This window comes from Streptomyces sp. CB01580 (assembly GCF_001905795.1).
In the GTDB taxonomy this organism is placed as follows: domain Bacteria; phylum Actinomycetota; class Actinomycetes; order Streptomycetales; family Streptomycetaceae; genus Streptomyces.
Genome location: NZ_LIXJ01000001.1, coordinates 184,933 through 211,568 on the forward strand (window position 1 = coordinate 184,933; position 26,636 = coordinate 211,568).

General features: G+C 70.8%; 22 protein-coding genes and 1 pseudogene. 13 read left to right on the forward strand and 10 right to left on the reverse strand.

Going from position 1 to position 26,636, the window contains the following annotated elements; all coding sequences use genetic code 11:
* Positions 1–6 precede the first annotated feature (6 nt).
* The 3 genes from AMK22_RS00655 (at position 7) to AMK22_RS00665 (ending at position 3,357) form a co-directional block, all read left to right on the forward strand.
* A complete protein-coding gene (locus AMK22_RS00655) occupies positions 7–1,071 on the forward strand; it encodes a FecCD family ABC transporter permease (protein ID WP_073781210.1) in 1,065 nt (354 codons plus the stop codon).
* A 216-nt stretch (positions 1,072–1,287) separates the two neighbouring features.
* On the forward strand, positions 1,288–1,812 hold the full coding sequence (locus AMK22_RS00660; RefSeq protein ID WP_073781211.1) for a DUF1990 family protein: 525 nt from the start codon (positions 1,288–1,290) through the stop codon (positions 1,810–1,812).
* A gap of 90 nt (positions 1,813–1,902) precedes the next feature.
* Positions 1,903–3,357: a lipase maturation factor family protein gene (locus tag AMK22_RS00665; RefSeq protein WP_073781212.1), complete on the forward strand. Its 1,455-nt coding sequence runs from the start codon at positions 1,903–1,905 to the stop codon at positions 3,355–3,357.
* 268 nt (positions 3,358–3,625) lie between these two features.
* On the opposite strand, the gene AMK22_RS39875 is transcribed toward AMK22_RS00665, so the two are convergent.
* A complete protein-coding gene (locus AMK22_RS39875) occupies positions 3,626–3,802 on the reverse strand; it encodes a hypothetical protein (protein ID WP_199883084.1) in 177 nt (58 codons plus the stop codon).
* A gap of 369 nt (positions 3,803–4,171) precedes the next feature.
* Positions 4,172–5,656, reverse strand: coding sequence for an SDR family NAD(P)-dependent oxidoreductase (locus AMK22_RS00670; RefSeq protein ID WP_073781213.1), 1,485 nt, complete (start codon positions 5,654–5,656; stop codon positions 4,172–4,174).
* A gap of 552 nt (positions 5,657–6,208) precedes the next feature.
* Here AMK22_RS00670 and AMK22_RS00675 point away from each other — a divergent pair.
* Positions 6,209–6,679 (forward strand): ATP-binding protein, encoded by a 471-nt coding sequence (locus tag AMK22_RS00675; RefSeq protein WP_073781214.1) that lies wholly within the window; start codon positions 6,209–6,211, stop codon positions 6,677–6,679.
* 155 nt (positions 6,680–6,834) lie between these two features.
* Here AMK22_RS00675 and AMK22_RS00680 read toward each other — a convergent pair whose 3' ends face one another.
* Complete coding sequence (locus AMK22_RS00680; protein ID WP_073781517.1) at positions 6,835–7,518, reverse strand: (2Fe-2S)-binding protein; 684 nt, start codon at positions 7,516–7,518, stop codon at positions 6,835–6,837.
* A gap of 226 nt (positions 7,519–7,744) precedes the next feature.
* Here AMK22_RS00680 and AMK22_RS00685 point away from each other — a divergent pair, with 226 nt between their 5' ends.
* Complete coding sequence (locus AMK22_RS00685; RefSeq protein WP_199883085.1) at positions 7,745–8,650, forward strand: DMT family transporter; 906 nt, start codon at positions 7,745–7,747, stop codon at positions 8,648–8,650.
* Here the strand turns inward: AMK22_RS00685 and AMK22_RS00690 are convergent.
* The 3 genes from AMK22_RS00690 to AMK22_RS00700 form a co-directional block, all read right to left on the reverse strand.
* Positions 8,620–10,128, reverse strand: a complete 1,509-nt coding sequence (locus AMK22_RS00690) for a transglycosylase family protein (RefSeq protein WP_073781215.1) — start codon at positions 10,126–10,128, stop codon at positions 8,620–8,622. The genes AMK22_RS00685 and AMK22_RS00690 overlap by 31 nt on opposite strands.
* A gap of 95 nt (positions 10,129–10,223) precedes the next feature.
* Positions 10,224–10,562 carry a hypothetical protein gene (locus AMK22_RS42200; RefSeq protein ID WP_073781216.1) on the reverse strand — a complete coding sequence of 113 codons (339 nt, stop codon included), beginning with the start codon at positions 10,560–10,562 and terminating at the stop codon, positions 10,224–10,226.
* Positions 10,555–11,148, reverse strand: coding sequence for a TetR/AcrR family transcriptional regulator (locus AMK22_RS00700; RefSeq protein WP_073781217.1), 594 nt, complete (start codon positions 11,146–11,148; stop codon positions 10,555–10,557). The genes AMK22_RS42200 and AMK22_RS00700 overlap by 8 nt, the downstream gene beginning before the upstream one ends.
* A gap of 172 nt (positions 11,149–11,320) precedes the next feature.
* Here AMK22_RS00700 and gndA point away from each other — a divergent pair, with 172 nt between their 5' ends.
* From gndA to AMK22_RS00715, 3 genes are all read left to right on the forward strand, one after another.
* Positions 11,321–12,763 carry an NADP-dependent phosphogluconate dehydrogenase gene (gndA, locus tag AMK22_RS00705; RefSeq protein WP_073781218.1) on the forward strand — a complete coding sequence of 481 codons (1,443 nt, stop codon included), beginning with the start codon at positions 11,321–11,323 and terminating at the stop codon, positions 12,761–12,763.
* 282 nt (positions 12,764–13,045) lie between these two features.
* Positions 13,046–14,113, forward strand: a complete 1,068-nt coding sequence (locus AMK22_RS00710) for a Dyp-type peroxidase (protein WP_073781219.1) — start codon at positions 13,046–13,048, stop codon at positions 14,111–14,113.
* On the forward strand, positions 14,113–14,910 hold the full coding sequence (locus AMK22_RS00715) for a family 1 encapsulin nanocompartment shell protein (protein WP_073781220.1): 798 nt from the start codon (positions 14,113–14,115) through the stop codon (positions 14,908–14,910). The genes AMK22_RS00710 and AMK22_RS00715 overlap by 1 nt, the downstream gene beginning before the upstream one ends.
* Positions 14,911–15,419: 509 nt before the next feature.
* Here AMK22_RS00715 and AMK22_RS00725 read toward each other — a convergent pair.
* The 4 genes and pseudogenes from AMK22_RS00725 to AMK22_RS42205 all read right to left on the reverse strand — a co-directional run.
* Positions 15,420–16,046, reverse strand: a complete 627-nt coding sequence (locus tag AMK22_RS00725) for an aspartate/glutamate racemase family protein (RefSeq protein ID WP_073781222.1) — start codon at positions 16,044–16,046, stop codon at positions 15,420–15,422.
* Between the two features lie 67 nt (positions 16,047–16,113).
* Positions 16,114–16,479, reverse strand: a complete 366-nt coding sequence (locus AMK22_RS00730; RefSeq protein WP_073781223.1) for a GNAT family N-acetyltransferase — start codon at positions 16,477–16,479, stop codon at positions 16,114–16,116.
* Positions 16,480–16,506: 27 nt separating this feature from the next.
* Positions 16,507–16,938, reverse strand: coding sequence for an aspartate 1-decarboxylase (gene panD, locus AMK22_RS00735; RefSeq protein WP_073781224.1), 432 nt, complete (start codon positions 16,936–16,938; stop codon positions 16,507–16,509).
* A 271-nt stretch (positions 16,939–17,209) separates the two neighbouring features.
* Positions 17,210–17,596 (reverse strand): annotated as a pseudogene (locus AMK22_RS42205) (transposase); the annotation flags it as partial.
* 509 nt (positions 17,597–18,105) lie between these two features.
* Between AMK22_RS42205 and AMK22_RS39885 the strand changes: the two are divergent.
* From AMK22_RS39885 to sbnB, 5 genes are all read left to right on the forward strand, one after another.
* Positions 18,106–18,327: a hypothetical protein gene (locus tag AMK22_RS39885; protein ID WP_073781226.1), complete on the forward strand. Its 222-nt coding sequence runs from the start codon at positions 18,106–18,108 to the stop codon at positions 18,325–18,327.
* Between the two features lie 207 nt (positions 18,328–18,534).
* The gene (locus AMK22_RS00750) at positions 18,535–21,063 is read left to right on the forward strand and encodes a Pls/PosA family non-ribosomal peptide synthetase (protein WP_073781227.1); all 2,529 of its coding nucleotides are present in this window, start codon (positions 18,535–18,537) and stop codon (positions 21,061–21,063) included.
* A gap of 63 nt (positions 21,064–21,126) precedes the next feature.
* Complete coding sequence (locus AMK22_RS00755) at positions 21,127–24,381, forward strand: non-ribosomal peptide synthetase (protein ID WP_073781228.1); 3,255 nt, start codon at positions 21,127–21,129, stop codon at positions 24,379–24,381.
* Positions 24,382–24,404: 23 nt separating this feature from the next.
* Positions 24,405–25,409: a TauD/TfdA family dioxygenase gene (locus AMK22_RS00760; RefSeq protein ID WP_073781229.1), complete on the forward strand. Its 1,005-nt coding sequence runs from the start codon at positions 24,405–24,407 to the stop codon at positions 25,407–25,409.
* Positions 25,406–26,476 (forward strand): 2,3-diaminopropionate biosynthesis protein SbnB, encoded by a 1,071-nt coding sequence (gene sbnB, locus AMK22_RS00765; protein ID WP_073781230.1) that lies wholly within the window; start codon positions 25,406–25,408, stop codon positions 26,474–26,476. The genes AMK22_RS00760 and sbnB overlap by 4 nt, the downstream gene beginning before the upstream one ends.
* Positions 26,477–26,636: the final 160 nt, after the last annotated feature.

Consider the following 26,636-nt stretch of genomic DNA (forward strand, 5'->3'; position numbering starts at 1 on the left):
CTTCGCATGACATCGTGTCGGCCCGCCGCGCGCGCCGTGTCACCGCGGCTGCTGCTCAGGGTCGGCCGGAACGTGGCGCTGCCCGTCCGGCGGGTCTCGCCGCTGGCGGCCCTGGCCCTGTTCGTCCTGCTCGTGGTGGCCGCCGTGGCCACGCTGTCGCTGGGACGGCTCGGCATTCCGCTCGCCGATCTCGCCGGGGCGGTGACGGGCGGGGCCGAGGGGAAGAACGCCTTCGTCCTGGAACGGCTCCGCGGACCGCGGCTGACCGTCGCCGTGGGAACGGGCGCGGCACTCGGTCTGTCCGGGGCGCTGTTCCAGTCCGTCACCCGCAATCCGCTCGGCAGCCCCGACGTGATCGGCCTGGCCTCCGGCGCCGGGGCGGGTGCCGCGATCGCCGCCCTGCTCTTCCCGGGCTCCGTCCCGGCGGGGCTCGGCGCGCTGCTCGGCGCCGTGCTCGCCATGGCGCTGGTCCATGTGTCGACCGGCACCGGATTCCGCAATCCCGCCCGGCTCGTCATCGCGGGGATCGGGGTGGCCGCGATCGGTACGGCGATCACCCAGTATGTCGTCCACGCCATGGAGCGGGACCGCGCCGCAGTCCTGGCCGCCTATGTCAACGGCAGTCTGTCGGCGCGTTCGTGGGACGACGCCACCACCATCTGGCTCGTGCTGCTGGTGGTCGCCCCGTTCACCGCCCTGGTGTCCCGACGACTGGACATCGGGGAGATGGGCGACGACATCGCGGGCGCGCTCGGCTCGGAGCCCCGCGGCACGAAGACGGCAGGAGTGGTGCTGGCGATCGTGCTCTCGGCGGGGGCCGTCGTCGTCGCCGGGCCGATCGCCTTCATCTCGCTGACGGCTCCTCAGATCGCCAAGCGGCTCACCCGGGTCTCCGGCCCGCATCTGATGCTGTCGGCGCTGACCGGTGCGCTGCTGCTGGTCCTCGCGGATCTCTGCGCCCAGCAGCTGCCGCTGTTCGACAGCCTGCCGGTCGGCATCTACACGATGGCCATCGGGGGCCTGTACCTGGGCCGACTGCTGGTACGGGAGTGGCGCCGCGGCGTTCTGTGAGACGTGGGACCGAGAGAGCGGGGCGGGGCGCGCGTCCCGGGTGGCGGCACCGGCCGTCCCCGGTGGCGCCGCTCCGGTCCATGCCGCCGCCCGGCCCCTCGGCTCGGCCCGATCCCTCTTGAACGCGTTCAAGAGGGATCGTAGAGTCACGCCGAGCAGGCTTGAACACGTTCAAACCTGCTGGTCCGGATCCGTACCCCACGAAGGCAGGCCCGCATGAGCACGCTCACCTACCCCGAGGTCGGCGCCACCCGCCTCGGTCCGCTCCCCCACGGGTACCACCACCTCCACCACCGGACCCGTGTCGGTCGCGGCCGGGCCGATTTCGAGGTGGCGGGCGCGGCGGTCACCGGCTGGGGCATGCACCGCCGCAGCGGGGCCCGGATCAACGCCTCGGCCGCCCGCGCCGAGCCGGGGGCCGGTGTCCGGGTGTCCCTGGGCGTCGGCCCGTTCCGGTTCACCGCGCCCTGCCGCGTCGTCTGGACGGCGTACGAGCGCGAGCGCGTCGGTTTCGGCTACGGAACGGTGGCCGGGCACCCGGAGTGCGGCGAGGAGTGCTTCGTGGTGGACCTGGCGGACGACGGGTCGGTGTGGTTCACCGTCATGGCGTTCAGCCGCCCGGCCGCGTGGTACAGCCGCCTCGCCGGGCCACTGGTGCCGGTCGTCCAGCGGTGGTACGCCCGTCGGCTCGGCATCGCGCTGGGCCGCCTCGTGGCCGAGGGCCGGGACGCACGGGACTGAGGGGCGGGACGGGTCCGCCCAGGCGGACGAGGGGACGGGGCGCGCCGGGTTGAAGGGCCGGGGCGCGCCGCCGGGCCGATACTGGAGGTGATGCAGTGGTTCACCGCGGACGGGTACTGGCTCAGCCGGCTGATCTTCCAGCGGGCCCTGGCCGGGGTCTACCTGTTCGCCTTCCTCGCCGCCGCGCTCCAGTTCCGGGCGCTGATCGGTGAACGCGGCATGCTGCCCGTGCCGGACTTCCTCCGGCGCACGGACTGGCGCGACGCGCCCGGTCTGTTCCGGCTCCACTATTCCGACCGCTTCTTCGCGTGCGTCGCCTGGACGGGCTGTGCCCTCGCCGTCGCTCTGCTCGCGGGCGCGGACTCGTACGTTCCGCTCTGGGCGGCGATGGCGCTCTGGGCGCTGGCGTGGGCGCTGTACCTGTCGATCGTCCAGGTCGGCCAGACCTGGTACGCCTTCGGCTGGGAGTCGCTGCTGCTGGAGACCGGCTTCCTCGCCGTGTTCCTCGGCAACGCGCACACGGCTCCGCCCGTACTGGTGCTGTGGCTGCTGCGCTGGGTGCTGTTCCGGGTGGAGTTCGGCGCCGGGCTGATCAAGATCCGGGGCGACGAGTGCTGGCGCAGGCTGACATGCCTGTACTACCACCATGAGACGCAGCCGATGCCGGGGCCGCTGAGCTGGTTCTTCCACCGGCTGCCGAAGCCGGTGCACCGGACCGAGGTGGCGGCGAACCATGTGACCCAGCTCCTCGTGCCGGTGTTCCTCTTCACTCCGCAGCCGGTGGCGAGCGCCGCCGCGGGGCTGATGATCGTCACCCAGCTGTGGCTGGTGGTCTCGGGGAACTTCGCCTGGCTGAACTGGCTGACGATCACGCTGGCCCTGCCCGCCGTCGACTGGTCCCTGTTCGCCGAGCCGCCGGCGCAGTCCGCGCCGCCGCTCTGGTACGAGATCGTCGTCATCGCCGTCACCGCGCTGGTGCTGTTCCTCAGCTACCGTCCGGCACGCAATCTGGTCTCCCGGCGCCAGGTGATGAACCGCTCGTTCGACCCGCTGCATCTGGTCAACACCTACGGCGCGTTCGGCAGCATCAGCCGGGTACGGCTGGAGGTCGTGGTCGAGGGCACGGACGAGGAGGTGCTCCACGAGGGCACCGCCTGGCGGGAGTACGGGTTCCGCGGCAAGCCGGGCGACCCGCGCCGGCTGCCCCGGCAGTTCGCCCCGTACCATCTGCGGCTCGACTGGCTGATGTGGTTCGCGGCGCTCTCCCCCGCCTACGCGGGCCCCTGGTTCGGTCCGTTCGTGGAGCGGCTGCTGGAGAACGACCGGGACACCCTGCGGCTCCTGCGCCACAACCCGTTCCCGGACGCCCCGCCCACCCATGTCCGCGCCCGGCTGTACCGCTACCGGTACACGACGTGGCGCGAGCTGCGGGCCACCGGGCGGTGGTGGCACCGGACCTTCGTACGGGACTTCATGCCGCCCGTCGCGCTCGCGCCCTCCCTGCGCGGCCGGACCGGAGGGTTCCGGCCGGACGGGCAGCTCTGAGGCGCCCCAGGGCGTGTTGCGAAAGTGGCGTCGTCCGCCCGAAGGGCGGGGCCCGCGGCGTCCGGCGCGGTGCATCGCAAGGCGGAGGGTCGTCCTCGTACCGGGCGTACGTGGAAGATCCCGACAACGCGGCGAGACGCCGTGCCAGACGTCGCAGGCCGGACGGGACTCTCGAAACACGCCCTGGGGTGGTCCGCACGGCACGCGCCGGGGCTCCGGGACCGTCCCCGCGTTCGGAGGACGGCCCCGGAGCCCCGGCGCGGAGCGGTCAGTCGATGCCCGGCAGGATGTGCGGCTCGGCGAGGTCGTCCTCGTAGCCGGCCAGCCTGATCGGCGCGGACCTGGCCCAGACCTCGATGTTCCGGAGCTTCTCGGGCCGCCGCGCCCGCTCTCCGTACCGTTCGGCCGGTGGCTTCTCTTGCTTCGTCAGCTCTGGTGTCGTCACCGCGCACTCCTTCGTGTCGCGTAACCCGGGGCGCCGCCGACTTCCCGGCCTCTTTCCGGGAGTCGACCACCCGTGAGGGGCAGGGAAATGAACGTTCGGTCGCGGTGGCGCCGTATGCGGGGCGGGACGGCGACTCGGTTGACGAGCCTGTCCCTGGACGGTCGGGGAGGATTTTGTGAACTCCCCGATGACGTCCGTTCGCATCAGAGTAACCAAATGAGCATGATCCCGCTCGATGGAACGTGTGCCATAGGTCACTTTTGGCCACTCCATACGGCAAAAACCCGGCCAGGAGGATGCTCCCGGCCGGGTCCGTGGCCCCGCGCGCCCGTCGATCGGCGGACGACGGGCCTGATCGCTCCCCTGCGGCTACCAGTTGGCGGGCGCGTAGTCCTTGAGGAAGCAGCCGTACAGGTCCTCGCCCGCCTCACCGCGCACGATCGGGTCGTAGACGCGGGCGGCTCCGTCGACCAGGTCGAGCGGGGCGTGGAAGCCCTCCTCCGCGAGGCGGATCTTGTCGGGGTGCGGACGCTCGTCGGTGATCCAGCCGGTGTCGACGGCGGTCATCAGGATGCCGTCCCTCTGGAACATCTCCTGGGCGCTGGTGCGGGTGAGCATGTTCAGCGCGGCCTTGGCCATGTTGGTGTGCGGGTGGCCCGCTCCCTTGTAGCCGCGGCTGAAGACGCCCTCCATGGCGGAGACGTTGACCACGTAGGCGCGCTTGGCCGCGGTCGCCGCCATGGCCGGGCGCAGCCGGCTGATGAGGATGAACGGCGCGGTGGAGTTGCAGAGCTGGACCTCCAGCAGCTCGATCGGTCCGACCTCGTCGACCGTCTGGATCCAGCTGTTGGTGTCGTGCAGGTCGGGCACCAGACCGCCCGCGTCGATCGCCCGGCCCGCGGCGATTCGCTCCAGCGAGGCGGATCCGCTGACCAGGGCGAGTTCGGTGACGTCCTGCGCGGTCAGACCCTCCTGGCGGGCGGCCGGGAGGGCCGCGACACGGTCGACGGAGCCGCTGCCGAAGGCGCCGATGACCTCGGCGGCGGGCAGCTCGCCCGCGGGGAGCGGGGCCGACTCCGCGCCGACCAGTTCGCTGTACGCGTTGGCCGAACGGCGTACGGTCTGCGCCGCGTTGTTGATCAGGATGTCCAGCGGGCCCTCGGCGGCGACGGAGTCGGCGAGCGCGACGACCTGGGCGGGGTCGCGCAGGTCTATGCCCACGATCTTCAGCCGGTGGATCCACTCGTCGCTGTCCGGCATCGCCTTGAAGCGTCGGATGGCGTCGTTGGGGAAGCGGGTGGTGATGGTGGTGTGCGCGCCGTCGCGCAGCAGCCGGAGCGCGATGTACATACCGATCTTCGCGCGGCCACCGGTGAGGAGCGCGCGACGCCCGGTCAGGTCCGTGCGCGCGTCGCGGCGCGCCCGGTTCTCCCTGGCGCACGGCTGGCACAGCTGGTGGTAGAACGCGTCGACCTCCACGTACCGGGTCTTGCAGATGTAGCAGGACCGGGGGCGCTGAAGGATGCCGGCGATCTCGGACGCGGTGGAGGACGACGGCAGGACGCCGTTGGTCTCGTCGTCGATCCGGTCGGCCGAACCGGTCGCGGTCGCCTCGGTGACGGTCTTGTCGTGGGCGGTCTTCGCGGCGCGGCGCTCCTGACGGCGGCGCTGCTTGACGGTCCGGTAGATCCCGGCCGTGGCGCGGCGTACGGCGATGGCGTCGGGGTGGTCGATCTCGATGCCGTCGAGTTCTTCCAGCACGCTCAGGCAGACGGCCAGCCGCTCCGGATCGATGCCGGGACCGAACTCCTCCGCACCGGAAACGAGCTCCGGACCGTCCTGTGTCACCGTCACTGCCATTCCTCTGTCACTCGTCGCTCATGGCGGAGACCGCCGCACCTGCTTCTTCCGGGCGGAAACGCCCCGGTCAAGTCTGCCATGCACCGGATGCTGCTCCGTTCGCGTGCCCCGCGCGCGAGGGCCGGGGCGCGGCGGCCGACCGCGCCGTCCCCCGCGGCCCGCCCATCCGGCGTTCCGCTCCCCGGCCCCGGTACCGTGCGGGCCCCGTGGCGAGCCGTTCCGTTCCGGTCCCGCTCCGCCTGCCTCCGAGACCGTTCCGTCCGGGTGCGCGCCCGTCGCATCGCCGTGCCCTCCCTGCTCCGCCCCCATGATTCCGGCATGGACGGGTCACATATGCTTCCCTCCGGTGCGGCCGGGGCCACGCTCGGTGACCACGGCCGCGAAAGCCGTACGCCCGTCATGCCGTCGAGGAGTTCCACGCCGTCGGGGAGGACGCCGGGCCCGCGAACGCGGGCGGCGGCTCCCCGGAGTGAGACCGTTCGTCGCGGGTAGGCGAACGTCGAGAAGCCGACACCGAACACCCCTGCGTCGCCCTGGCTGGAGCACATGAACGAACAGGTCACCGCACGGCCGGCCGACCGTCCCCGCCCGGACCGTCCCGCCGGCCAAGGCCCCACCGAGGTTCTGCACAGCGCCGAGGTGTTCGACGGCGAGCCGGGCTGCATCGCGCGGGCCCGTGCCCTTGCCGACCGCTTCCTGGCCCGGCTGGCCGCCGAGTGGCTCGCGGTGTTCGGCGAGCGCACCCGCGGCGATCTGATGCTGGCCGTGAGCGAACTGGTCACCAACGCGGACCGCTACACGCAGGGACCGTATCTGCTGGAGCTGGAGGGAACGGCGGAGCGCGTCAGCGTCACGGTGTACGACAGCAGCACGGCGCTCCCCTTGTTCTTCTCGCCCGATCCGGCCCGCCCCGGAGGCCATGGCATGGAGATCGTCGTGGCGCTGTGCGACCGGCTGACCGCCGAGCGCGTGCCGGTGGGCAAGCGCATCCGCGCCGAGTTCGAGCTGAGCAGCTGAGCTGTGGGGCGGGCGGGACGCCGCCCGCCCCACGACCACTCCCCCGACCGGGCCGGCCCGTTCCGGTCCGTCACACACGTGTCAGGCCCTGTCAGGTGTGGCGGTCGCGCCGAACGCGTCGGGCGTGTCAGGTATGTCTGACCTTGTCAGGCGTGTCAGGTGCGTTTGAAGACGCAGTCACCGCACAGCCCTCCGGCCGGGCAGCGGTAGTAGAGGCAACAACTGCGGCGCCGGAACGCCGTGTCGTGCGGGGTTCCGGTGTTCCGCAGATCCGGGTGGTCGAAGAGCTCGGCGGTCAGCGCGCGGGCCCTCGCGGCCACATCGGGGCGGTGGTTCGCGCGCGCCCGGTCGACGAGCTGACTCAGCGCACCCGCCAGGGCCGATCCCGCGTTGCCCCACAACAACCGGTCCGCCAGCGGGCCGTCCCGGTGGATCGCCTCGGCCAACGGCGCGAGATGACCGTACTGGACCACCTCCCGTATCCGCTCGGCGGTGCCGGGCAGCGTTTCGGCGGTGCTCAACCACAGGTCGTCGGGGCTGCTCGCCCGGGGGTCCCAGCGCAGGGCGTCGGGCGACAGATCGGGGAAGCGCCCGGTCAGTGCCGCCGGGCCGAGTGCGATCGACCAGAGCCGCGCCGCGAGCCCCAACTGCGCGATGGAGGCGGCGACTCTGCGCTCGTGCGTCCGGTGCCGCGCCGCGACCAGGTCGATGCGGGAGGACAGCGGTGCCGTCTCGCCCGCGTACAGCAGTGCCAGCGGCCGGTGCGCGCCCTCGGGCGGCGCGGTGGCGCGCAGGGCGAAGAACCCGCCCAACGAGGCCGCGGCCGACTCGTCCGTCACGCCGTCCTCCCCCACTTCTCCGTCGCCGCCGCCGGCGCCGTACGGCCCGCGTCGACCATGACCGCGTTCACCGTACCTCTCGGGACCGACGCCCCGGGGTCCCGCGCGAGTTGGACCGTCGACGTGAGAGGGACACCGGGCCGTGCGCCGTACAACCAAAGCAGTACACGTGATCGCCGACTCAGGTACGACGACGCGGCGGCTTCGGGACGACAGGGTGGTGCACATGAGTTCCCTCGCGCTGTCCGTGCTCCTGTCACTGATCTCCGCGGTCGCCTACGCGGCCGGGGCGATCCTCCAGGAGCACGTGGCCGCGGCCGGGGACGGCCGAGCGCTCGCGCTCGCGCGCGAGCGCGTCTGGTGGGGCGCCGTGACGCTGAACGCGACAGGAGCGGTGCTCCACGTGGTGGCGCTGGCGTACGGTCCGCTCAGCCTCGTCCAGCCGCTCGGGGCGCTCACCATCGTCTTCGCCCTGCCGATGGCGGCGGTGTTCGTACGGCGTCGGCCGGGCGCCGCGGCCCGGCGCGGGGCGGTCCTGGCGACCGTCGGACTGGCGGGCCTGCTCGCCCTCACCGGGGACGGTGGGGCGCACACGCTGGAGGGACCGGACCGGCTGGGGCTCGCGGTTGTGACGCTCGGAGCGCTCGCGGCGCTCCTCCTCGTCTCCGGGGCGGTGCCCCGGCCGGTGACGCGCGGCGTGGTCCTCGCGGTCGGCGCGGGCATCGCGTTCGGCATGGCGTCGGTGTTCACGAAGGAGGTGGCGGTGCGGTGGAGTTCGGGCGCGATGACGGCCGGCGTGCCGTCGCTGGCGGCGATCGTGGCCTTCGCCGGGGCGGGGCTGCTGCTGTCCCAGGCCGCGTACCGGGGAGCCGGGCTGACTGCGCCGCTGGCCACGGTGACCGTGGTGAACCCGGTGACGGCCGCGCTGGTCGGCATCACCCTGTTCGACGAGCGGTTCCTGCACGGCACGACGGGCACCGTGCTCGCGTCCGTCTGCGGCGCGATCGCCGCGGGTGGGATCGCGCTGCTCACGGTGGAGCGGCCGGGCACGGAGGGTCCGGCGGCGGCGCGGGAAGGGCGCGGACGCCCGGCCCGGGGCCGTCAGACGCTCGCCCCGCCCGCCCTGAGGTAGGCCAGCGGGTCCACGTCCGATCCGTAGCCGGGGCCGGTGCGGATCTCGAAGTGCAGGTGCGGCCCGGTGACGTTCCCGGTGGAACCCGAGCGCGCGATCCGCTGCCCCGCCGAGACGTGCCGCCCCTCCCGTACGTGGAGTGCGGACAGGTGCGCGTACTGGCTGTACTTGCCGTCGGCGTGCCGGATGACGACCTGGTACCCGTACGCGCCCGCCCAGCCGGCCGAGACGACGGTGCCGGAGCCGATCGCCTTCACCGATGTGCCGGTCGGGACGGGGAAGTCGACACCCGTGTGGTAGCCGCTGGCCCAGGCACCGGCCCGGTGGTACGGCGTGCCGACGCCCGCCGCCACGGGCGCGACGAGGCCCTGGCGCGTCTCGGACCGCGCCGGGTGGCGGGCCTCGGTGCCCCTTGAGGGCGTCTTCGGCTTCGGTTTCGGTTTCGCGGCCGGGTGCGGGGACTTCGCCGTCTCGTGCCGCTCCGCGGCCTGGCGCCGGGGCTCGGTGGCTCGGCTCGGGGCCGCCGCGGCGCGGTCCGTCGACGCGTCGGCACGGTCCCGCGGATCCGTGGCCCGCCGGTGCGGCGGGACGGCGGCCCCGTCCTGGGACTTCGCCGCCTGGACCTGGGACTTCGCGGGCCGGGCGTCGGGCTTCGCGGCCCCGTCATGGGGCCTGGCCTCCTGGCGCCGCGGCTCCGTCCTCGTGTGCGACTCGGCCGACGGCTTCGTCTCCGCCTTCTTCGCCCGCGCCGCCGGTGCCGGGCTCGCGGCGGAGCCCGTCCTCGGTGCCCGGCCCGTATCGAGGTTCAGACGCTGTCCGGGGAGGATGAGATCCGGATCGTCGCCCACCACCTCGCGGTTCGCCGCGTAGAGACGCTGCCAGCCGCCCGCCAGTCGCTCGCTCTGCGCGATCGCGGAGAGCGAATCGCCTCGGGCCACGGTGTACGACTCGTGCTTGCCGGGCACGGTGGTCGGCGTCACGGGGGCGGAGGTCCGCTTCGCCGTGGTCTTCCCCGCCGACGACTGCCCGGAGGGCCGCTCATCGTCGCTCCGGACATGGCTGATGCGCTCCGACTGCGGGGCGATGTCGGGAGACTTCCCGCCCTTGGCCAGCCCGGCCCGCGTCGAGCAGCGCGGCCAGGCACCGGGCCCCTGTCCTTCGAGCACCTTCTCGGCGACGGCGATCTGTTCGTTCCTGGTGGCCAGGTCCGCCCGCGGGGCGTAGACCGTGCCGCCGTAGGCCGCCCAGGTCGACCGGGAGAACTGCAAACCGCCGAAGTAGCCGTTGCCGCTGTTGATGTGCCAGTCGCCGGTGGACTCGCAGGCGGCGACCTTCTCCCAGACGTCCGGCGACGCGGCGCCCGCCGGGGCGGCCGCGATGAGCGGTAGCGCCAGGCCGGCACCACCGGCGGTGACGGTGAGCGAGGCACGGTTCAGCCGACTGGGCCGATATCTGCGGTGCCGTCCGTTCGCGGCCATGATGTGGCTCCCCCACTGACAGTAGGACACGTCGCAAGCGCCAACTTATGTGCAGACAAAGCAAGATGACAAGAGCGCCCGGAACGCCCCAACCGTCACGGTCCGTTGGCCGTGCCACCGGTCGGCCCGAACCCGTGCCCGCGCCTTCGTCGGCCCTCGTACCCGATGCGGGAGCGCGAGGGCCGACGGCTGCTTCCGGCATCCGAATCGGATCCAACAGCTGCTGTCCGAAGGTGGAATGGATCCACGCGCCCGGCGCTCCCACCGGGCATCATGAGCAACAGCAGCCCCTGCCCGCGCACTTCGTAGCGCAGGGTCGCTCCCGGCACTTGCAGCAGTCCGGTGCGGTCGGGCAGCACGGGGCCGGATGCCTCGCGGTCGGGCGGAGCGGCCCCGGAGGCGGTGTGCGTCGTACGGGCCGTGCGGTCAGTCATCGCGTTCCTCCTCGCTCACGGCGGACGACCAGTGCTCCAGGAGGAAGTGCAGCGCCTCGACGGCCCGGTCCCAGGACCTGCGCACGTCGCGGGGCGCGCCGAACCCCCCGTTCGCCTCCAGGGCGCAGTAGCCGTGCAGGGTGCTGCGCAACAGCCGTACCGCGTCCGTGAGATCGGGCTCGGTCAGTCCGTAGGCGCGCAGCACCGCGCCGATGGTCTCGACCGTCCGCCGGTATGCCGAGGTCCGGACCGCGACGGCCGGGTCGATCCGCATCTGCGTCGCCTCGTACCGCCCGGGCCGCTCCAGCGCGAAGGACCGGTAGGCGTCGGCGAACGCGATCAGGGCGTCCTTGCCGGCTCTGCCCGCGACCGCGGTGTTGATGCGGTCGATGAACTCCCCCGCGGCGAACAGGGCCACCCGGGTCCGCAGGTCGTGGAGGTTTCGCACATGGGAGTACAGGCTGGCGTCCTTCACTCCGAAGCCTCGGGCCAGCGCGGAGATCGTGACCTGGTCGAAGCCGACGGAGTCCGCCAGATTCGCCGCCGCCTCCACCACACGTTCGGTCGTGAGACCCGCGCGCACCATCCGCCACCCCACCGGAGCACCATGCAGTCCATGCATGCTTACCTAGGCCCTCTAGGCAGTTGCCTAATATACATAGGTAACCCCGGACGGCCCACGCAGAACAGCCCCTCCCGCCCATCCGCGCCCATACTGAAGAACCCGGTTCCCGACACGGATTGCGGAGCACACACTGATGAGCGGTACCGCACAGATCGGCGTCACGGGGCTGGCGGTCATGGGCCGCAACCTCGCTCGCAACTTCGCCCGCAACGGCTTCCAGGTCGCCGTGCACAACCGGACGACGTCGAAGACGGACGCCCTGGTCGAGGAGTTCGGGAACGAGGGTTCCTTCGTGGCCGCGCGCACGCCGCAGGAGTTCGTCGCGGCGCTGGAACGTCCGCGCCGGGTGTTCATCATGGTGAAGGCGGGCGATCCGACGGACGCCGTCATCCAGGAGTTCGCCCCGCTCCTCGAAGAGGGCGACGTCGTCATCGACGGCGGCAACGCGCACTTCGAGGACACCCGCCGCCGGGAGAGGCAACTGCGCGGGCGGGGCATCCACTTCGTGGGCGTGGGCATCTCCGGCGGCGAGGAGGGCGCGCTGCACGGGCCGAGCATCATGCCCGGTGGTTCCGCGCAGTCGTACGAGTCGCTGGGGCCGATGCTGGAGAGGATCGCCGCCAAGGCGAAGGACGGCACACCGTGCACCACTCACATCGGCCCGGACGGCGCCGGGCACTTCGTGAAGATGGTCCACAACGGCATCGAGTACGCCGACATGCAACTGATCGCGGAGGCGTACGACCTGCTGCGCCAGGTGGCCGGTTACTCCCCGGAGCGGATCGCCGAGACCTTCCGCCGCTGGAACACCGGCCGTCTCGACTCCTATCTGATCGAGATCACGGCGGAGGTCCTCGCCCACACCGACGCGGTCACCGGGAAGCCGTTCGTCGACATCGTGCAGGACCGGGCGGAACAGAAGGGCACCGGCCGCTGGACGGTGCAGATCGCACTCGACCTCGGGGTCCCCGTCTCCGGTATCGCGGAGGCCGTCTTCGCCCGCTCGCTGTCGGGGCACACGGATCTGCGCGAGGCGGCGAAGGACCTGAGCGGGCCGACCGCCGCACCGCTCGACGAGGCCCCGGCAGCAGCCTTCGCCGACCGCGTGGAACAGGCGCTGTACGCGTCCAAGATCGTCTCGTACACGCAGGGCTTCCACCAGATCAGGATGGGCAGCGAGACCTACGACTGGAACATCGATCTCGGTGCGGTGGCGGGCATCTGGCGGGCCGGGTGCATCATCCGGGCCGCGTTCCTGGACCGGATCCGGGCGGCGTACGACGCCCGCCCCGAACTGCTGAGCCTGCTCTCCGACGAGCGGTTCGCCCAGGAGATCGGCGCGGCGCAGGACGACTGGCGCGCGGTCGTCGCCGAGGCGGCCCGGCAGGGCGTGCCGACCCCCGGGTTCGCCGCCGCGCTCGCGTACTACGACGGGCTGCGCGCGGACCGGCTGCCCGCCGCGCTGACGCAGGGACAGCGCGACTTCTTCGGCGCGCACACGTACCGGCGCGCGGACCGCCCGGGCTCTTTCCACACGCTCTGGGGCGGGGACCGTTCGGAGGTCGAAGCAGGCTGACCGGGATGCCCCGCCGCGGATCCGCGCAACAGCGCGGCGGCGCGGCATCACGACGTCACGGTATTACGGCGGGACCTGCGGACGGCGGAACTGGGGCACGGCGGGACCCGCGGACGCGGCGGGCCCGGACCGGCGCCACTCGTCCGGGCACTCCCGGGATGCGGAGGTGCCGAAGGTGTGGGTAAGTGGCAGCGGACGCCTCCACGCGCACGCCCTCGAAGCAGTGCGTGTGCACGTCCGCGCACCCGAAGCCGCGTCCACCGCCCCTCCTGGAGCCCCCGCATGCCCGACGCCCCACCGGAATCCGAACCCGTCGCCGCCCAGCCCGTGGTCGCACCGTTGACCAGCGCCGCGCTGATCCTGGTCGCCACGGTCGAACCCGGTGGTGAGAGCGTCGTGCGCGAGGTGCTGCCGGATCTGCCGACGATCGCCCGCTCCATCGGGTTCCGGTTCCCGGACGCCTCTCCGGCCACCGTCACCGGTTTCGGTTCCGATGTGTGGGACCGGCTGTTCGCGGGGCCACGCCCCGCCGATCTGCATCCGTTCCGGGAACTGCGCGGCACCCGGCACCATGCCCCGTCCACCCCCGGGGATCTGCTGTTCCACGTCCGGGCCGAGCGCATGGACGTGTGCTACGAATGGGCGGCCCAGCTGCTCGACCGGCTCGGCCCCGCGGTGCGCGTGGTGGACGAGACACAGGGGTTCCGCTACTTCGACCACCGGGATCTGCTCGGTTTCGTCGACGGCACCGAGAACCCCGTCGGCGCGGACGCCCGGTCGGCGGCCCTGGTGGGCGCCGAGGATCCCGACTTCGCCGGCGGGAGTTACGTCGTCGTGCAGAAGTACGTGCACGACCTCGCGGCCTGGAACGCACTGAGCACCGAGGAACAGGAACGCGTCATCGGCCGTACCAAGTTCACCGATGTCGAGCTCCCCGACGACGTCAAACCCGCCGACTCCCATGTCGCCCTCAACACGATCACCGATCCGGACGGCACCGCCCGCGAGATCCTCCGTGCCAACATGCCGTTCGGCAGCTTCGGGCAGGGCGAGTTCGGCACGTACTTCATCGGCTACGCGGCCGACCCGGACGTGACCGAGCGGATGCTCCGCAACATGTTCCTGGGCGATCCGCCCGGTACGCACGACCGCATCCTCGACTTCTCGACGGCGGTCACCGGCACGCTGTTCTACGCCCCCGGCGCCGGGTTCTTCGCCGACCCGCCGCCGTCGCCCGCCGCGGCCGGGACCCCGTCCGAACCGGTGCCCGTGCCGGCACAGGACCCGGCCGCGATCCGGCCGGACGACGGATCGCTGCACATCGGCAGCCTGCACGAAAGCGCCCAGTGATGAACAACCTCCACCGCGAACTCGCCCCCGTCACCGAAGCCGCCTGGGCCCAGATCGAGGAAGAGGCCCGGCGCACCTTCAGGCGCCATGTGGCGGGGCGCCGCGTCGTCGACGTCACCGCACCGGCCGGACCGGAGCTGGCGGCCGTCGGCGACGGTCATCTGCGCGGCATCGACCCGCCGACGCCCGATGTGATCGCGCGGGCCCGTACCTCGATGCCCGTGATCGAGTGGCGGGTGCCCTTCACCGTGACGCGGGCTGCCGTGGACGACGTCGAGCGCGGTTCCGACGACAGCGACTGGCAGCCCGTCAAGGAAGCGGCCCGCACGTGCGCGTTCGCCGAGGACATGACGATCATCGACGGATACGCGTCGGCGGGCGTCACCGGACTCCGGGACGGCTCCTCGCACCCGCCGCTGGCCCTGCCGGCCGATGCTCGCGACTACCCGGCCACCGTGAGCCAGGCACTGACCCAGCTGCGCCTGGCCGGTGTCGACGGGCCGTACCGGCTGCTGCTCGGCGCCGACGCCTTCACCGAGGCGACCGAGACGTCCGACCACGGGTACCCGGTGGCCACCCATCTGGCCCGGCTGCTCGACGACCAGATCCTGTGGGCGCCCGCCGTCAAGGGCGGTGTGTTGCTGTCGACCCGGGGCGGCGACTTCGAACTGCGTCTGGGCCAGGACCTGTCGATCGGCTACCAGGACCACGACGCGAACGGCATCCACCTCTACTTCCACCAGTCGTTCGTGTTCCGGATGCTCACCCCCGAGGCCGTGGTCCCGATCATCGCCTGACGGACCGTCCCGCGACCGCGGGCCTCGCCCGGGGCAGCCGGGCCCAGGACACCGGTCGGCCGACGCGCACCCGTGCGAGCGGCGCGCGCGGACCCGGCACACGGCGGGCGCGCACCGACCGGACGGGCCGGTGCGCGCCCGCTGCGCCGCGTCCGGCGGCGATCAGCCGGGCGGGTGCGGCGACGGCTCCGGCTCCGGCACGGGCTCGGGGTTCGGAGCGGGTGGCTGCGGAATGGGGTCGGGTGCCGGACCGGGCGGTACGGGTCCGGGCGGTACCGGTGGTGGCTGCGGCATCGGCGGCGGCTCGGGCATCGGCCCGGGGGTGGGCGCCGGTGGCACGGGGTCGGGGTACGGGTTGGTCATCACGGGTCTCCGAGCGCTTCGTGGTGGATCTCCTTCCACCGTCCCCCGGAGCGGCCACCGGCGCCCGGTGAGCCCATGCGGACGGGTTCCGAATGATCCGTCCGGGTCGACGGCTGCCACGGCTCCGCCGCCCGGACACCGACGGGTCAGCGCGCGACGGCCGCCGCCGCGGCCAGGCCGGATCGAGGGCTGGACAGCACCGGGACCGGGGTGTTCGCGCGTTCGGCGGCGTCGGCCATGGACGCCTGGGCCAGCACGATCGCATCGGCGTCCGTCACCGCGTCGGCCGCTGCCGCGACGAGGTCCAGGAAGCCGTCACGGTCACCGGCCATGAAGCGCTCCCAGGCCCCCTCCACCAGGACGGGACGCACGTCGACGGACCGCTCCCCCGCCTCCTCGGCGAGCAGCGCGAGGGTCGGCGCCAGCGTGGCGGCCAGCGCGGCGAGCACCACCACCCGCTCGTGCCGTACGGCGGCCGCCGCCATCGGCCGGTCGACCCGCAGCACCGGGGCGCCGACCTCCTGCGCCGTCGACTCCGCCACCCCGCCGATCGTCGAGCAGGTGCAGAGCACGGCCGTGGCGCCCGCGCCGACGGCGTCCGTGAGCCGTTCCCGTATCTCGCCCGACACCGCGCCGGGTCCACGGTCCCCGGCCCGGCGCAGCAGGTCCTCGTCCACGAGATGCCGCAGGACGAGTCCGGGATGGTCCGCGTCGCGGAGCGCGTCGAAGACCGGGACGTGGACCGGGGAGGTGTGCAGAAGCGCGAGCGTCACCGACCGAACGGTACGGCCCGCGTGAGCGGGGCGGCAACCGTCACGGGCCGGTGACCGACGGCCTTCGCTACAGCTCGGGGTGCGACTTGAGCTGCTCCTTCGCCCGCTCCACGAGTTCGGCCGGGGGCACGGGCGCCAGATCGGGGTGGCGCAGCGCCCACTTCGCCGCGTACGGGCAGAGCGGGACGACGGGAACCCCTTCCCTGTCGGCCATGGCGTAGAACTCCCGGACGAGGGCGCCCGCGATGCCCTTGCCCTCGTGGCCGGGCTCGACGACGGTGTGCACGGCGACGAGCGCGGCGGGCTCGCCCTCCATCACGAAGTACGCGATGACTCCGGCGGCCCCGCCGTTCTCGTACGCGAGCAGGTTGCCACCCGCGCGGTCGTCACGGATCTCGATGTCGACCTCGGTCCGGCCGGTCTCTTCTGCCACGGTGGGTGCTCCTCGCTGGTGGGACGGTTACGACCGGCGCCCCGCGGGAACGGCGTACGGACTCCGCCCGGTGGCGGCGTCCGGTACGGGCTCGGCGGCGTCGGCACCGAGCCCGACGATACGGTTGTCCGCGTCCACGTGCACGACGCGCGGCGTCAGCGTACGCGCCTCGACGTCGTCGACCTGCGCGTAGCTGATGAGAATGACCAGGTCGCCGGGGTGCACGAGATGCGCGGCGGCACCGTTGACGCCGATGACGCCGGAACCCCGCTCGCCCTCGATGACGTACGTCTCCAGCCGGGCGCCGTTGTCGATGTCGACGATGTGCACCAACTCGCCCGGCAGCAGGTCCGCCGCCTCCATCAGATCGGCGTCGACGGTGACGGAGCCGACATAGTGGAGGTCGGCGTGGGTCACGGTGGCCCGGTGGATCTTGGACTTGAACAGAGTACGCAGCATTTTGGACTCCTGGAAGACGGCTCCCTGCCAGCTTTCTGCAGGTCAGGGGCGTTCTTCACCTTACACTGGCACGTGTCGGACCCGGAGATCAGATGCCGACTTACCTGGCGACATATCAGGAATATGAGAGGCGTAGGGCGAGCCACTTCCCGGGAGCGCCCAAGGACGGGACAGCCCTCAGTACTCCAGTGCGGTTTCGCGGCCTGTCCAGCAGGTTCGTCGGCGCAGCGTCGTCGGTAGTGACTGCGTAGGCTTCGTCGCCGGTCACTCACGGCGCCTCCACCCCGGCATCCAGCGCGGCGGCGATCATCTCCCGGGCCGGACGGGGCTCGGTCGCGAACCGCACCGTCTCGGACATCCCGGCCGCCCGGCGGCGCTCGGGACCGGTGCACCAGGAGTGCTCGGGCAGGTCGAGTCGACGGTCGATCAGTGCCCGTCACCCGCTGGTGGCGCAGGCGAGGAACACGCCGACCCGGGCGTTCTCGATGCGTCCCGCGACGCCGGTGTACTGCTGCTGGACACCTGTCTCCGTGCCGAGGTGTTCGACAGCGTGGATGCGGATGTCGTCACGGACGGCATCCGGGTCCCGGCGGGCGTGGCGCAGCAGCCGCTGCATCGGCCCCGGCCGGACGTGACCAGCCCGTTCGGCTTGAATCCACATCGAGATGGCGCAGGCCCGTGGCCATCCGGCGGTGCCAATTCGCCCGAACGTGAAATCCGCTCGCACAAGACGGACAACTACCACCTTCGAGTGATACGAGGTTACGAGCCTTGCCGCTCAAATCCCCCTGTGGGTCACTGAAATGGTGAACGGGCGGGCCGCCCATCCCCAGCCGAGGAAGTTGAAAACAGACAGCGCTTGCCGGTTCTTCTCCGTGCCCGAGAAGAAGTTCCGGCAGCCGGGGCCCGGGCCGCGGCCTTATACGCCCGCCTCCCCGGACTCTCGGCAATTCCAACAACTGCGCGCTCCGCACGGCGTCAATTCACGTCGTCGACAACCGACCTTTCCTGCGGAAGCCGAACGCTTGGGCCGGGCGCGTTCCACCGGTCCCCGTATGTTCCATCGGAGAACAAGGAGCGTTGTACATGCCTCTTTCCCAACCAGGGCTCCACCGGTGGCGGAACCCTGGTGACCATCACAGGAACGAACCCGCCCCCACGACCAAAGTGACATTCGGCAGCAACCCGACCACCGACATCACCCGGATATCCCCGCCCCAGGTCACGGCGGTCTCCCCCTCGGGCACCGGCACGGCCGGGGTACCGCCACCGCCCCGCACCCCGGCGCAACTCCTCCCGGATCAGGAACGGACCACTCGCATGCAGCACGGCGAGACGCACGCGCAACTCATCGCCGTCCCGCCGGGCAGGACCCCGGGCAAGGAGTGAACCGGAAGGGCCACTGCTGGGCCAATGCGACCGAGTTCGAGTGGCAGCCCGCCGGTGGACAGCTAAGACTGAGGCAGCGGTTCGGGATCCGGACAGCAGACCCCGACCTCGTGATTCCCGGACCACTCGCTCCAGCCATCGAAAAGCGCGAGTACGGAGCGCCCACCGTAATGGCGACGGCGCTCGAAAGTTCCTCAAGGAGCTCGCATGGAGGAGAAATCCCTCGATGTCTTGACGCCCGGACCTGATGAATCCGCAATCGATACAAGCAGGTTCACCAGTCCGGAGACCGGCATCGAGAAAGACCTCGCCGAGGTGCTGGCCGACGTCATGTGCGTCGAACGGGTGTCGATCGACAGCCATTTCTTCGACGACCTCGGCGCCAACTCATTGGTGATGGCACATTTCTGCGCACGAGTCAGGAAGCGGGCGGACCTTCCCTCGGCGTCGATGAAGGACATCTACCGGCACCCGACGATCCGCAGTCTGGCGACGGGGCTCGCGAACGCCGCCCCCGTCGAGCCGTCGGTCCCGGCGCCGTCCGAGGTGGTGACCCCCATCGGCACGGTGCGGTACGCCCTCTGCGGAACCCTGCAGTTCCTGCTTTTCCTGGGATACTCCTTCCTCGCCGGACTTGTTGCCGCCCGAGGCTACGCATGGGTCTCCGCCGGGTCGGGTGTGATCGATGTCTACCTGCGATCGTTCGTCTTCGGAGGCATCGTCTTCGTCGGTCTGTGCACCTTCCCCATCGCAGCCAAATGGCTCCTCATCGGCCGGTGGACACCACGAGACTTCCCGGTCTGGGGTCTGACCTATCTGCGCTTCTGGACCGTCAAAGTGCTGATCCACGCCAACCCGATGATCTTCTTCGTCGGCAATCCCCTGTACGTGCTGTACCTGCGAGCGCTGGGCGCACGGATCGGCAAAGGGGTCACGATCCTCTCCCACAGCGTTCCGGTGTGCACCGACCTCTTCACGGTCGGCGCCGGCACCGTGATCCGCAAAGACTCGTTCTTCCTCTGCTACCGGGCACACGCCGGGCGTATCCAGACCGGCCGGGTCACGCTCGGCCGGGACGTGTTCATCGGAGAGAAGACCGTGCTCGACATCGACACGTCGATGGGCGACGGGGCCCAACTCGGACACACGTCCACGCTGTACAGCGGCCAGGCGGTCCCGGACGGTCAGCACTGGCACGGGTCCCCGGCACAGCTCACGCAGCACGACTACCTGAGGATCGGGCCGGCCCCATGCGGCACGCTGCGCCGGGCCGGCTTCGGCCTCATCACCGTGCTCCAGCTGTTGCTCCTCTACGTGCCACTGTCCGTCGGGGGCACGTACATGCTGGTGACCCTGGTCCCGGCGCTGCACAACCGGCTGAGCCCCGGCACGGCGGAGCTCACGGCACTGGACCTCTGCATCGACGCGCTGGTCCTTTCCCTGCTGCTGTTCTTCGGCTTCGTCGTCGTGGGCCTGGCCGTGATGTTCACCGTTCCGCGCCTGATCAACCTCGTCGTCAAGCCGGACAAGATCTATCCGCTGTACGGGTTTCACTACTCGGCTCACCGGGCGATCGGGCGCATGACCAACATCAAGTTCTTCGCATGGCTGTTGGGGGACAGCTCCTACATCGTCCACTACTTGCGCGGCATCGGATACGACTTGTCCCGGGTCGAGCAGACGGGGTCGAACTTCGGCACGGAAGTGCAGCACGAGACCCCGTTCCTGTGCTCGGTCGGGAGCGGAACGATGGTCGCCGACGGGCTCTCCATCATCAACGCCGACTATTCGAGCACGTCCTTCCGGGTGTCCCGGGCCTCGATCGGGTCACACAACTTCCTCGGGAACAACATCGCCTATCCCTCGGGGGCCAGGACGGGTGAGAACTGTCTCCTCGCGACGAAGGTGATGGTTCCGCTCGAAGGCGAGGTGCGCGAGGGGGTGGGCCTGCTCGGTTCGCCGTGCTTCGACATTCCCCGCTCCGTCGAGCGCGATTCCCGGTTCGACCATCTGCGCGCCGGCGACACGTTGCGCCACAACCTCGCTGCGAAGAACCACTACAACATCCGCTCGATGATCTTCTTCCTGCTCGTGCGGTGGCTGCACTTCTTCGTGCTCACGATGCTCGGCCTGGCGAGCGCCGAGCTGTACGACTCCTACGGGCATGTGCTGATCGCCGCGTTCCTGGTGCTCAGCCTCGGGTTCACCGCCGTCTACCTCGTACTGGTGGAGCGCGGCATCGCGGCATTCCGCGCGCTGCAACCGCAGGTGTGCTCCATCTACGACCCCTACTTCTGGTGGCACGAGCGCCTCTGGAAGGTGCCCGACAACTACCTCGACATCTTCAACGGGACCCCCTTCAAGAACGTGATCTGGCGGATGCTGGGGGTTCGGATCGGCAGCAGGGTCTTCGACGACGGCTGCTATCTGACGGAGCGGACGCTCACCGCCATCGGGAACGACTGCACGCTCAATGCGGGAAGCAAGATCCAGTGCCACTCGCAGGAGGACGGCACCTTCAAATCCGATCGCAGCACCCTCGGCGCCGGTTGCACCATCGGCGTGGGCGCCCACGTCCATTACGGCGTGACGATGGGCACGGGCGCGGTGCTCGCACCCGACTCCTTCCTCATGAAGGGCGAGGAGGTCCCGCAGCACGCGCGCTGGGGAGGAAACCCCGCCGCGGAGATGCGAGATGCCCCTGATCAGCCCGAGGCGGTGACGCGGACGGGATAGCGGCTCCGCCCTTGTCGGCGCTGAACAGCACGGTGACGAAGGCGAACGGAGAGGGACGACCAGATGGGAATGCAAGCCCGGGCCGACCGGGAGTACTGGCGCGATGTGCTCGTCGCCGGTGGATTCACCGAAATCCCGCGGTGGACGCTCGATCCGGTGAAGGGCATCGGCGAACACGAGGCGCCGATCCCGGACGACGTCGTCGCGGCGTTGGGCCGACTGGCCGAGGACCTGGCGCTACCGCTCGGCTCGGTGTTGTTGGCAGCGCACTCCAAGGTGCTCGCCGCGCTGTCCGGCGAGCGCGAGGTCGCCACCGGATACGTCACCGAGGAGGGGGGCCGACCGCTGCTCTGCCGGCTGACGACCGAGCCCGACTCGTGGCGGGCACTGCTGCTGGACACTCATCGAGTCGCGTCGGACCTGCTGTCGCACAAGGACTGCCCGGTCGATGAGCTCAGGTGCGAGCTGGGCCTGGCGGAGCCGTCGATCGAGGCCGTGTTCGATCCGCACGGCGTGGGCGGTGAAGTCGCCGACAGCACCCTGCTGTGGGTGGGATTCTCCCAACGCGACGGCCACCTCGTGCTGCGGCTGCGCCATCGGACCGACGCGCTCGACGAGGACTGCGCCGTCAGGATCGCCGGCTATCACCTCACCGCACTCGCACTGATCGCCGCCGATCCGGACGCCGAGCACGGGCGGCAGAACCTGCTCTCCGCCGAGGAACTCCATTTCCAGCTCGAATCACTCGCCGGTCCACGCCGGGAACTGCCGGACCACCGGTTCCACGAACTGTTCGAGCAGCGGGTGGCGGCACACCCGGACGCCGTCGCCGCGGTGCATGGGAAGCAGCAACTGACCTATCGGGAACTCAACGCGCGCGCCAACCGGGTGGGACGAGCCCTGCTGGCGCGGGGGCTGCGCCCCGAAGGTGTCGTCGCAGTGGTGACCGAGCGCAACCTGGACTGGATGGCCGCCGTCCTCGCGGTCTTCAAGGCCGGCGGTGTGTATCTGCCCATCGAGCCGCATTTCCCGGCCGACCGTCTCGCGACCATGCTCTCCCGTGCCGCATGCGGGCTCGTGCTGACCGAACCCGGCAGCACCTCCGCGCTCGACCAGGCCCTCGACTCGCTGTCCGGGGTCCAGAAGCTCTTCGTCGGCGCAGCCTACGAGGAAGACCACGACGACGACGATCTGGGCCTCCACATCGCACCGGACCGGCTCGCCTACATCTACTTCACCTCCGGCTCCACAGGTGAGCCCAAGGGCGCGATGTGCGAGCACGCGGGCATGCTGAACCACCTCTACGCCAAGATCGACGACCTGGAGATCAGCGAGGGACAGGTGGTCGCCCAGACCGCACCCCAATGCTTCGACATCTCGCTGTGGCAGTTGGTGTCCGGGCTCCTGGTCGGGGGACGGACCCTCCTCGTGGAGCAGGAGGTGATCCTGAACGTCCAGCGGTTCGTCGACAAGATCGTCGACGGCCGGGTCGCCGTCCTCCAGGTAGTCCCCTCCTACCTGGACGTGGTCGTGTCCTGGCTGAAGCAGCACCCCCGCGAGCTGCCGGACCTGCGGTGCGTGTCGGTCACGGGCGAGGCGCTGAAAAAGGAGCTCGTGCAGCGCTGGTTCGCCGCCCAGCCCGGGATCAAGCTGGTCAACGCCTACGGGCTGACCGAGACCTCGGACGACACCAACCACGAGGTCATGGACCGCGTGCCCGACGGAGACCGGGTCCTGCTGGGCCCCGCGGTCAACAACGTGCACGTCTACGTCGTCGACGAGCACCTGATCCCGGTGCCGCTCGGTGCCCCCGGCCTGATCGTCTTCTCCGGCGTCTGCGTCGGCCGGGGATACGTCAACGACCCCGAGCGCACCCGGCAGGCCTACCTGGCCGATCCACACCGTGAGAACGCCCGCCTCTACCGGGGCGGCGACTACGGCCGCTGGACGCCCGCGGGAAAGCTGGAGTTCCTCGGCCGCCGCGACACCCAGGTGAAGATCCGTGGCTTCCGGATCGAGATCGGCGAGATCGAGAACACCCTGTTGCAGGTGCCCGGTGTTCGCGACGGTGCGGTCGTGGTCGCCGAGCGGGCCGACCGGAGCAAGCACCTGGTGGCGTTCTATTCCGGTCGGCGGCCGCTCGAGGCCGACGTCCTGCTGGACCGGCTCGGTGAGTCGCTGCCCGCGTACATGGTCCCGTCGGCCTTTCACTGGCGGAAGACTCTGCCGCTGACGGCCAACAGCAAGATCGACAGAAGGACCCTGCAGGCACTCGCCGGAGAACTCGACGTCGTCCGGGACGACTACCGCGCGCCGGACACGCCGACCGAACAGCAGTTGGCGGCCGCATGGGCGAAGGTCCTCGGCATCCCGCAGGACCAGATCGGACGGCGGGACCACTTCTTCGACCGGGGCGGCACGTCGCTGTCGGCAGTGAAGCTGGCCATCGTCCTGGACCGTGCGGTGTCCCTCAAGGATGTCACCGGTCACCCGATCCTCGCCGATCTGGCCGGGCTGATCGACGGCAGGTCCGTGCGGCGTGCCGGGCTGCTCCAGCCGCTGTCGGAAGCGGCCGGTGCGCAGACCACAGCCCTGGTGTGCTTCCCGTACGCCGGCGGCAACGCGGTGAACTTCCAGCCGATGGCCGCAGCGCTGCCGGACGGTGGGCCGGCGGTCTACGCCGTCGAGCTGCCCGGTCACGACGTGGCCGCCGAGACCGAGCCGCTCGCGCCGATGACGCAGGTGGTCGAGCAGGTCGTCGACGAGATCACCGGGCGTGGCCTGACCAGGGTCCTGCTGTGGGGCCACTCCTCGGGAACAGCACCGGCCGTGGAGACGGCCAGAAGGCTGCGGGAGCGCGGGGTGGACGTCCCACGGGTGTTCCTCGGCGCGCAACTGCTCGGTGACGCCGACGACCGGCGCGCCACCATCACCGAGCTGACCGGACGGAGCAACGCCGAGATCGCCGCGAGCCTGAGCACGCACGGCGGCCACACCTCGCTCGGTGAGCTGGGTGCGCAGCACGCCGAGCACGTCGGCGCCGCCTACCGACACGACTGCATGTCCGCACACCACTACTTCGCCGATGCCCTGGAGCGCCCGCCGGCGCAGAAGCTCTCCGTGCCGGTCACCGTGGTCGTCGCCGCGGACGACCCGAGCACGGCGGAGTACCCGCGCCGGTACCTCGACTGGCAGCTTCTGGCCGAACAGGTCGACCTGCACGAGCTCGCCGACGGCGGCCACTACTTCCTGCGTACCCGTCCGGTCGAGGCAGCAAAGGCCGTGCTGCACGCCGCCGAATTGTCCGCTTCTTCCTGAGTGTCAGCTGAAAGGAAAACGAGATGTCGTTCACATCCACGGCGTTGCTGGTCGACGTGGAACTGAATTCCGGCGCACCCCCACGGGTGCGGGCCGAGGCCACCGGCGACGCGCCGGCCTGGGCGGCCGAGCACCGCGACGCGCTGCGCGCAGTCGTCGCCGAGCACGGTTCGGTCCTGGTCCGCGGTCTCGGGCTGCGCGATGCGGTCGGGACCGGAGCCGTCTTCTCGAAGCTCGCCACCGGTCTGATGACCGAGCAGGAGGCCTTCGCGCCCCGGCAGACCTACTCCGACGGGGTGTACTCCTCATCGAAGTGGCCGCCGAACCAGCCCATGTGTATGCACCATGAACTGAGCTACACGCTTGAGTTCCCCGGCTTGATGATGTTCGCCTGTCTCGGTGCGCCCACCACCGGCGGGGCGACCGCGGTGGCCGACTCACCGACCGTGCTGGACGCACTGCCCACCGAGTTGACCGAGCGGTTCGAGCGCGAGGGCTGGCTGCTCACCCGCAGCTACAACGACGAGATCGGCGCGTCCGTCGCCGAGGCCTTCGGCACCGACGACCGGGGCGCCGTCGAGCGCTACTGCAACGCCAACGCCATCGCGTTCGAGTGGCAGCCCGACGGCGGACTGCGCACCAGACAGCGCCGCAGCGCCGTGGTGCGCCACCCGGTCACCGGCCGACGCTGCTGGTTCAACCAGATCGCGTTCCTCAACGAGTGGACGATGGCCCCCGAGGTGCACGAGTACTTGGTGGACGTCTACGGCGCCGACGGGTTGCCGTTCAACACCCGCTTCGGCAACGGCGACCCGATCGGCGAGGACGTCGTCCAACTGCTCAACAGCGTCTACGAGGCGAACACCGCACGCGAACCGTGGCAGGCCGGCGACCTGATGCTCGTCGACAACGTCCGCACCGCGCACAGCAGGGAGCCCTTCGAGGGACCGCGCGAGGTGCTCGTCGCCATGGCCGAACCGGTGCGTCTGGCCGACTGCTCGCCGACCGTGGAGGTGACCACGCGATGACCACCGTCGATTCCACCGCGAGAGAGCCCGCACGCGTCGCAACGGTCACCGTGCCACCGTTCGCGGTGATCTCCGGTGCCCAGGTCCGGCGCACGCTGCACGGCTGCGAGAAGCGGATCACGGAGTTGGTCGAGACCACCTACCGGGTGCACGGGGCCGGTGATTCGGTGAACCCGCCGTCGTACTTCCTGCGTTTCCCCGACCGCCCGTCCTCCCGGATCATCGCGCTGCCCGCCTCGATCGGTGGGGACACACGGGTGGACGGCCTGAAGTGGATCTCCAGCTTCCCGAAGAACGTGACGGCCGGAGTTCCAAGGGCATCGGCCGTGCTGATCCTCAACGACCATGACACCGGCTACCCGTTCGCCTGTCTGGAGAGTTCGATCATCAGCGCCACCCGGACGGCCGCGTCGGCGGCGTCGGCGGCCGACTGGCTCAGCCGAGGGAGGCCGCGCCCGACGCGCGTCGGGTTCTTCGGGGTGGGCCTGATCGCCCGCTACATCCACACCTTCCTGGTCGGCACCGGCTGGACGTTCGACGAGATCGGCGTACACGACCTGTCCGCCGACAGCGCGGCGGGCTTCCGCTGCTACCTGGAGCAGTCGGGCACCCCCGGCCGAATCACCGTGCACGACAGTGCCGAGCAGCTGATCCGAAACAGCGACCTGGTGGTCTTCGCCACGGTCGCCGGTCAGCCGCACGTCAGTGAGCCGTCATGGTTCGCACACAATCCTCTGGTGCTGCATGTGTCGCTGCGCGACCTCGCGCCGGAGATCCTGCTCGCCTCCACCAACATCGTCGATGACGTCGAGCACTGCCTCAAGGCCGACACCTCGCCGCATCTGGCCGAGCAACTCACCGGCAGCCGGGACTTCCTGCTCGGCACGTTGGACGACGTGATGGCCGGGCGGGTGACGGTGCCGGCGGACCGGCCGGTGGTGTTCTCGCCCTTCGGCCTCGGGGTGCTCGACCTCGCGGTGGGCAAGTACGTGTACACCGAAGTGGCCCGCTCCGGAGAATTGCACGTCGTCGACGACTTCTTCCATGAACTGAGCCGGTACGGATGAGCAGGCCGGGAGTCCAGGAGGCCTCTTCAGGGCTGATCCCGGGAGAGACCACCGGTCACGTCGCGCAGGCCCCGATGCATGAGACAGCGGCCACTGGCGCAGGGCCCCGTACCGCCCGGTCGGAAACGGGAGTCTCGCCCTCACAAGCGAGGAACGCGCC

Coding starts and splice junctions, on each gene's coding strand:
- AMK22_RS00655 (WP_073781210.1), top strand. CDS start 7: ATGACATCGTGTCGGCCCGCCGCGCGCGCCGTGTCACCGCGGCTGCTG.
- AMK22_RS00660 (WP_073781211.1), top strand. CDS start 1,288: ATGAGCACGCTCACCTACCCCGAGGTCGGCGCCACCCGCCTCGGTCCG.
- AMK22_RS00665 (WP_073781212.1), top strand. CDS start 1,903: ATGCAGTGGTTCACCGCGGACGGGTACTGGCTCAGCCGGCTGATCTTC.
- AMK22_RS00675 (WP_073781214.1), top strand. CDS start 6,209: ATGAACGAACAGGTCACCGCACGGCCGGCCGACCGTCCCCGCCCGGAC.
- AMK22_RS00685 (WP_199883085.1), top strand. CDS start 7,745: ATGAGTTCCCTCGCGCTGTCCGTGCTCCTGTCACTGATCTCCGCGGTC.
- AMK22_RS00690 (WP_073781215.1), bottom strand. CDS start 10,128: ATGGCCGCGAACGGACGGCACCGCAGATATCGGCCCAGTCGGCTGAAC.
- AMK22_RS42200 (WP_073781216.1), bottom strand. CDS start 10,562: ATGACTGACCGCACGGCCCGTACGACGCACACCGCCTCCGGGGCCGCT.
- AMK22_RS00700 (WP_073781217.1), bottom strand. CDS start 11,148: ATGGTGCGCGCGGGTCTCACGACCGAACGTGTGGTGGAGGCGGCGGCG.
- gndA (WP_073781218.1), top strand. CDS start 11,321: ATGAGCGGTACCGCACAGATCGGCGTCACGGGGCTGGCGGTCATGGGC.
- AMK22_RS00710 (WP_073781219.1), top strand. CDS start 13,046: ATGCCCGACGCCCCACCGGAATCCGAACCCGTCGCCGCCCAGCCCGTG.
- AMK22_RS00715 (WP_073781220.1), top strand. CDS start 14,113: ATGAACAACCTCCACCGCGAACTCGCCCCCGTCACCGAAGCCGCCTGG.
- panD (WP_073781224.1), bottom strand. CDS start 16,938: ATGCTGCGTACTCTGTTCAAGTCCAAGATCCACCGGGCCACCGTGACC.
- AMK22_RS00750 (WP_073781227.1), top strand. CDS start 18,535: ATGGAGGAGAAATCCCTCGATGTCTTGACGCCCGGACCTGATGAATCC.
- AMK22_RS00755 (WP_073781228.1), top strand. CDS start 21,127: ATGGGAATGCAAGCCCGGGCCGACCGGGAGTACTGGCGCGATGTGCTC.
- AMK22_RS00760 (WP_073781229.1), top strand. CDS start 24,405: ATGTCGTTCACATCCACGGCGTTGCTGGTCGACGTGGAACTGAATTCC.
- sbnB (WP_073781230.1), top strand. CDS start 25,406: ATGACCACCGTCGATTCCACCGCGAGAGAGCCCGCACGCGTCGCAACG.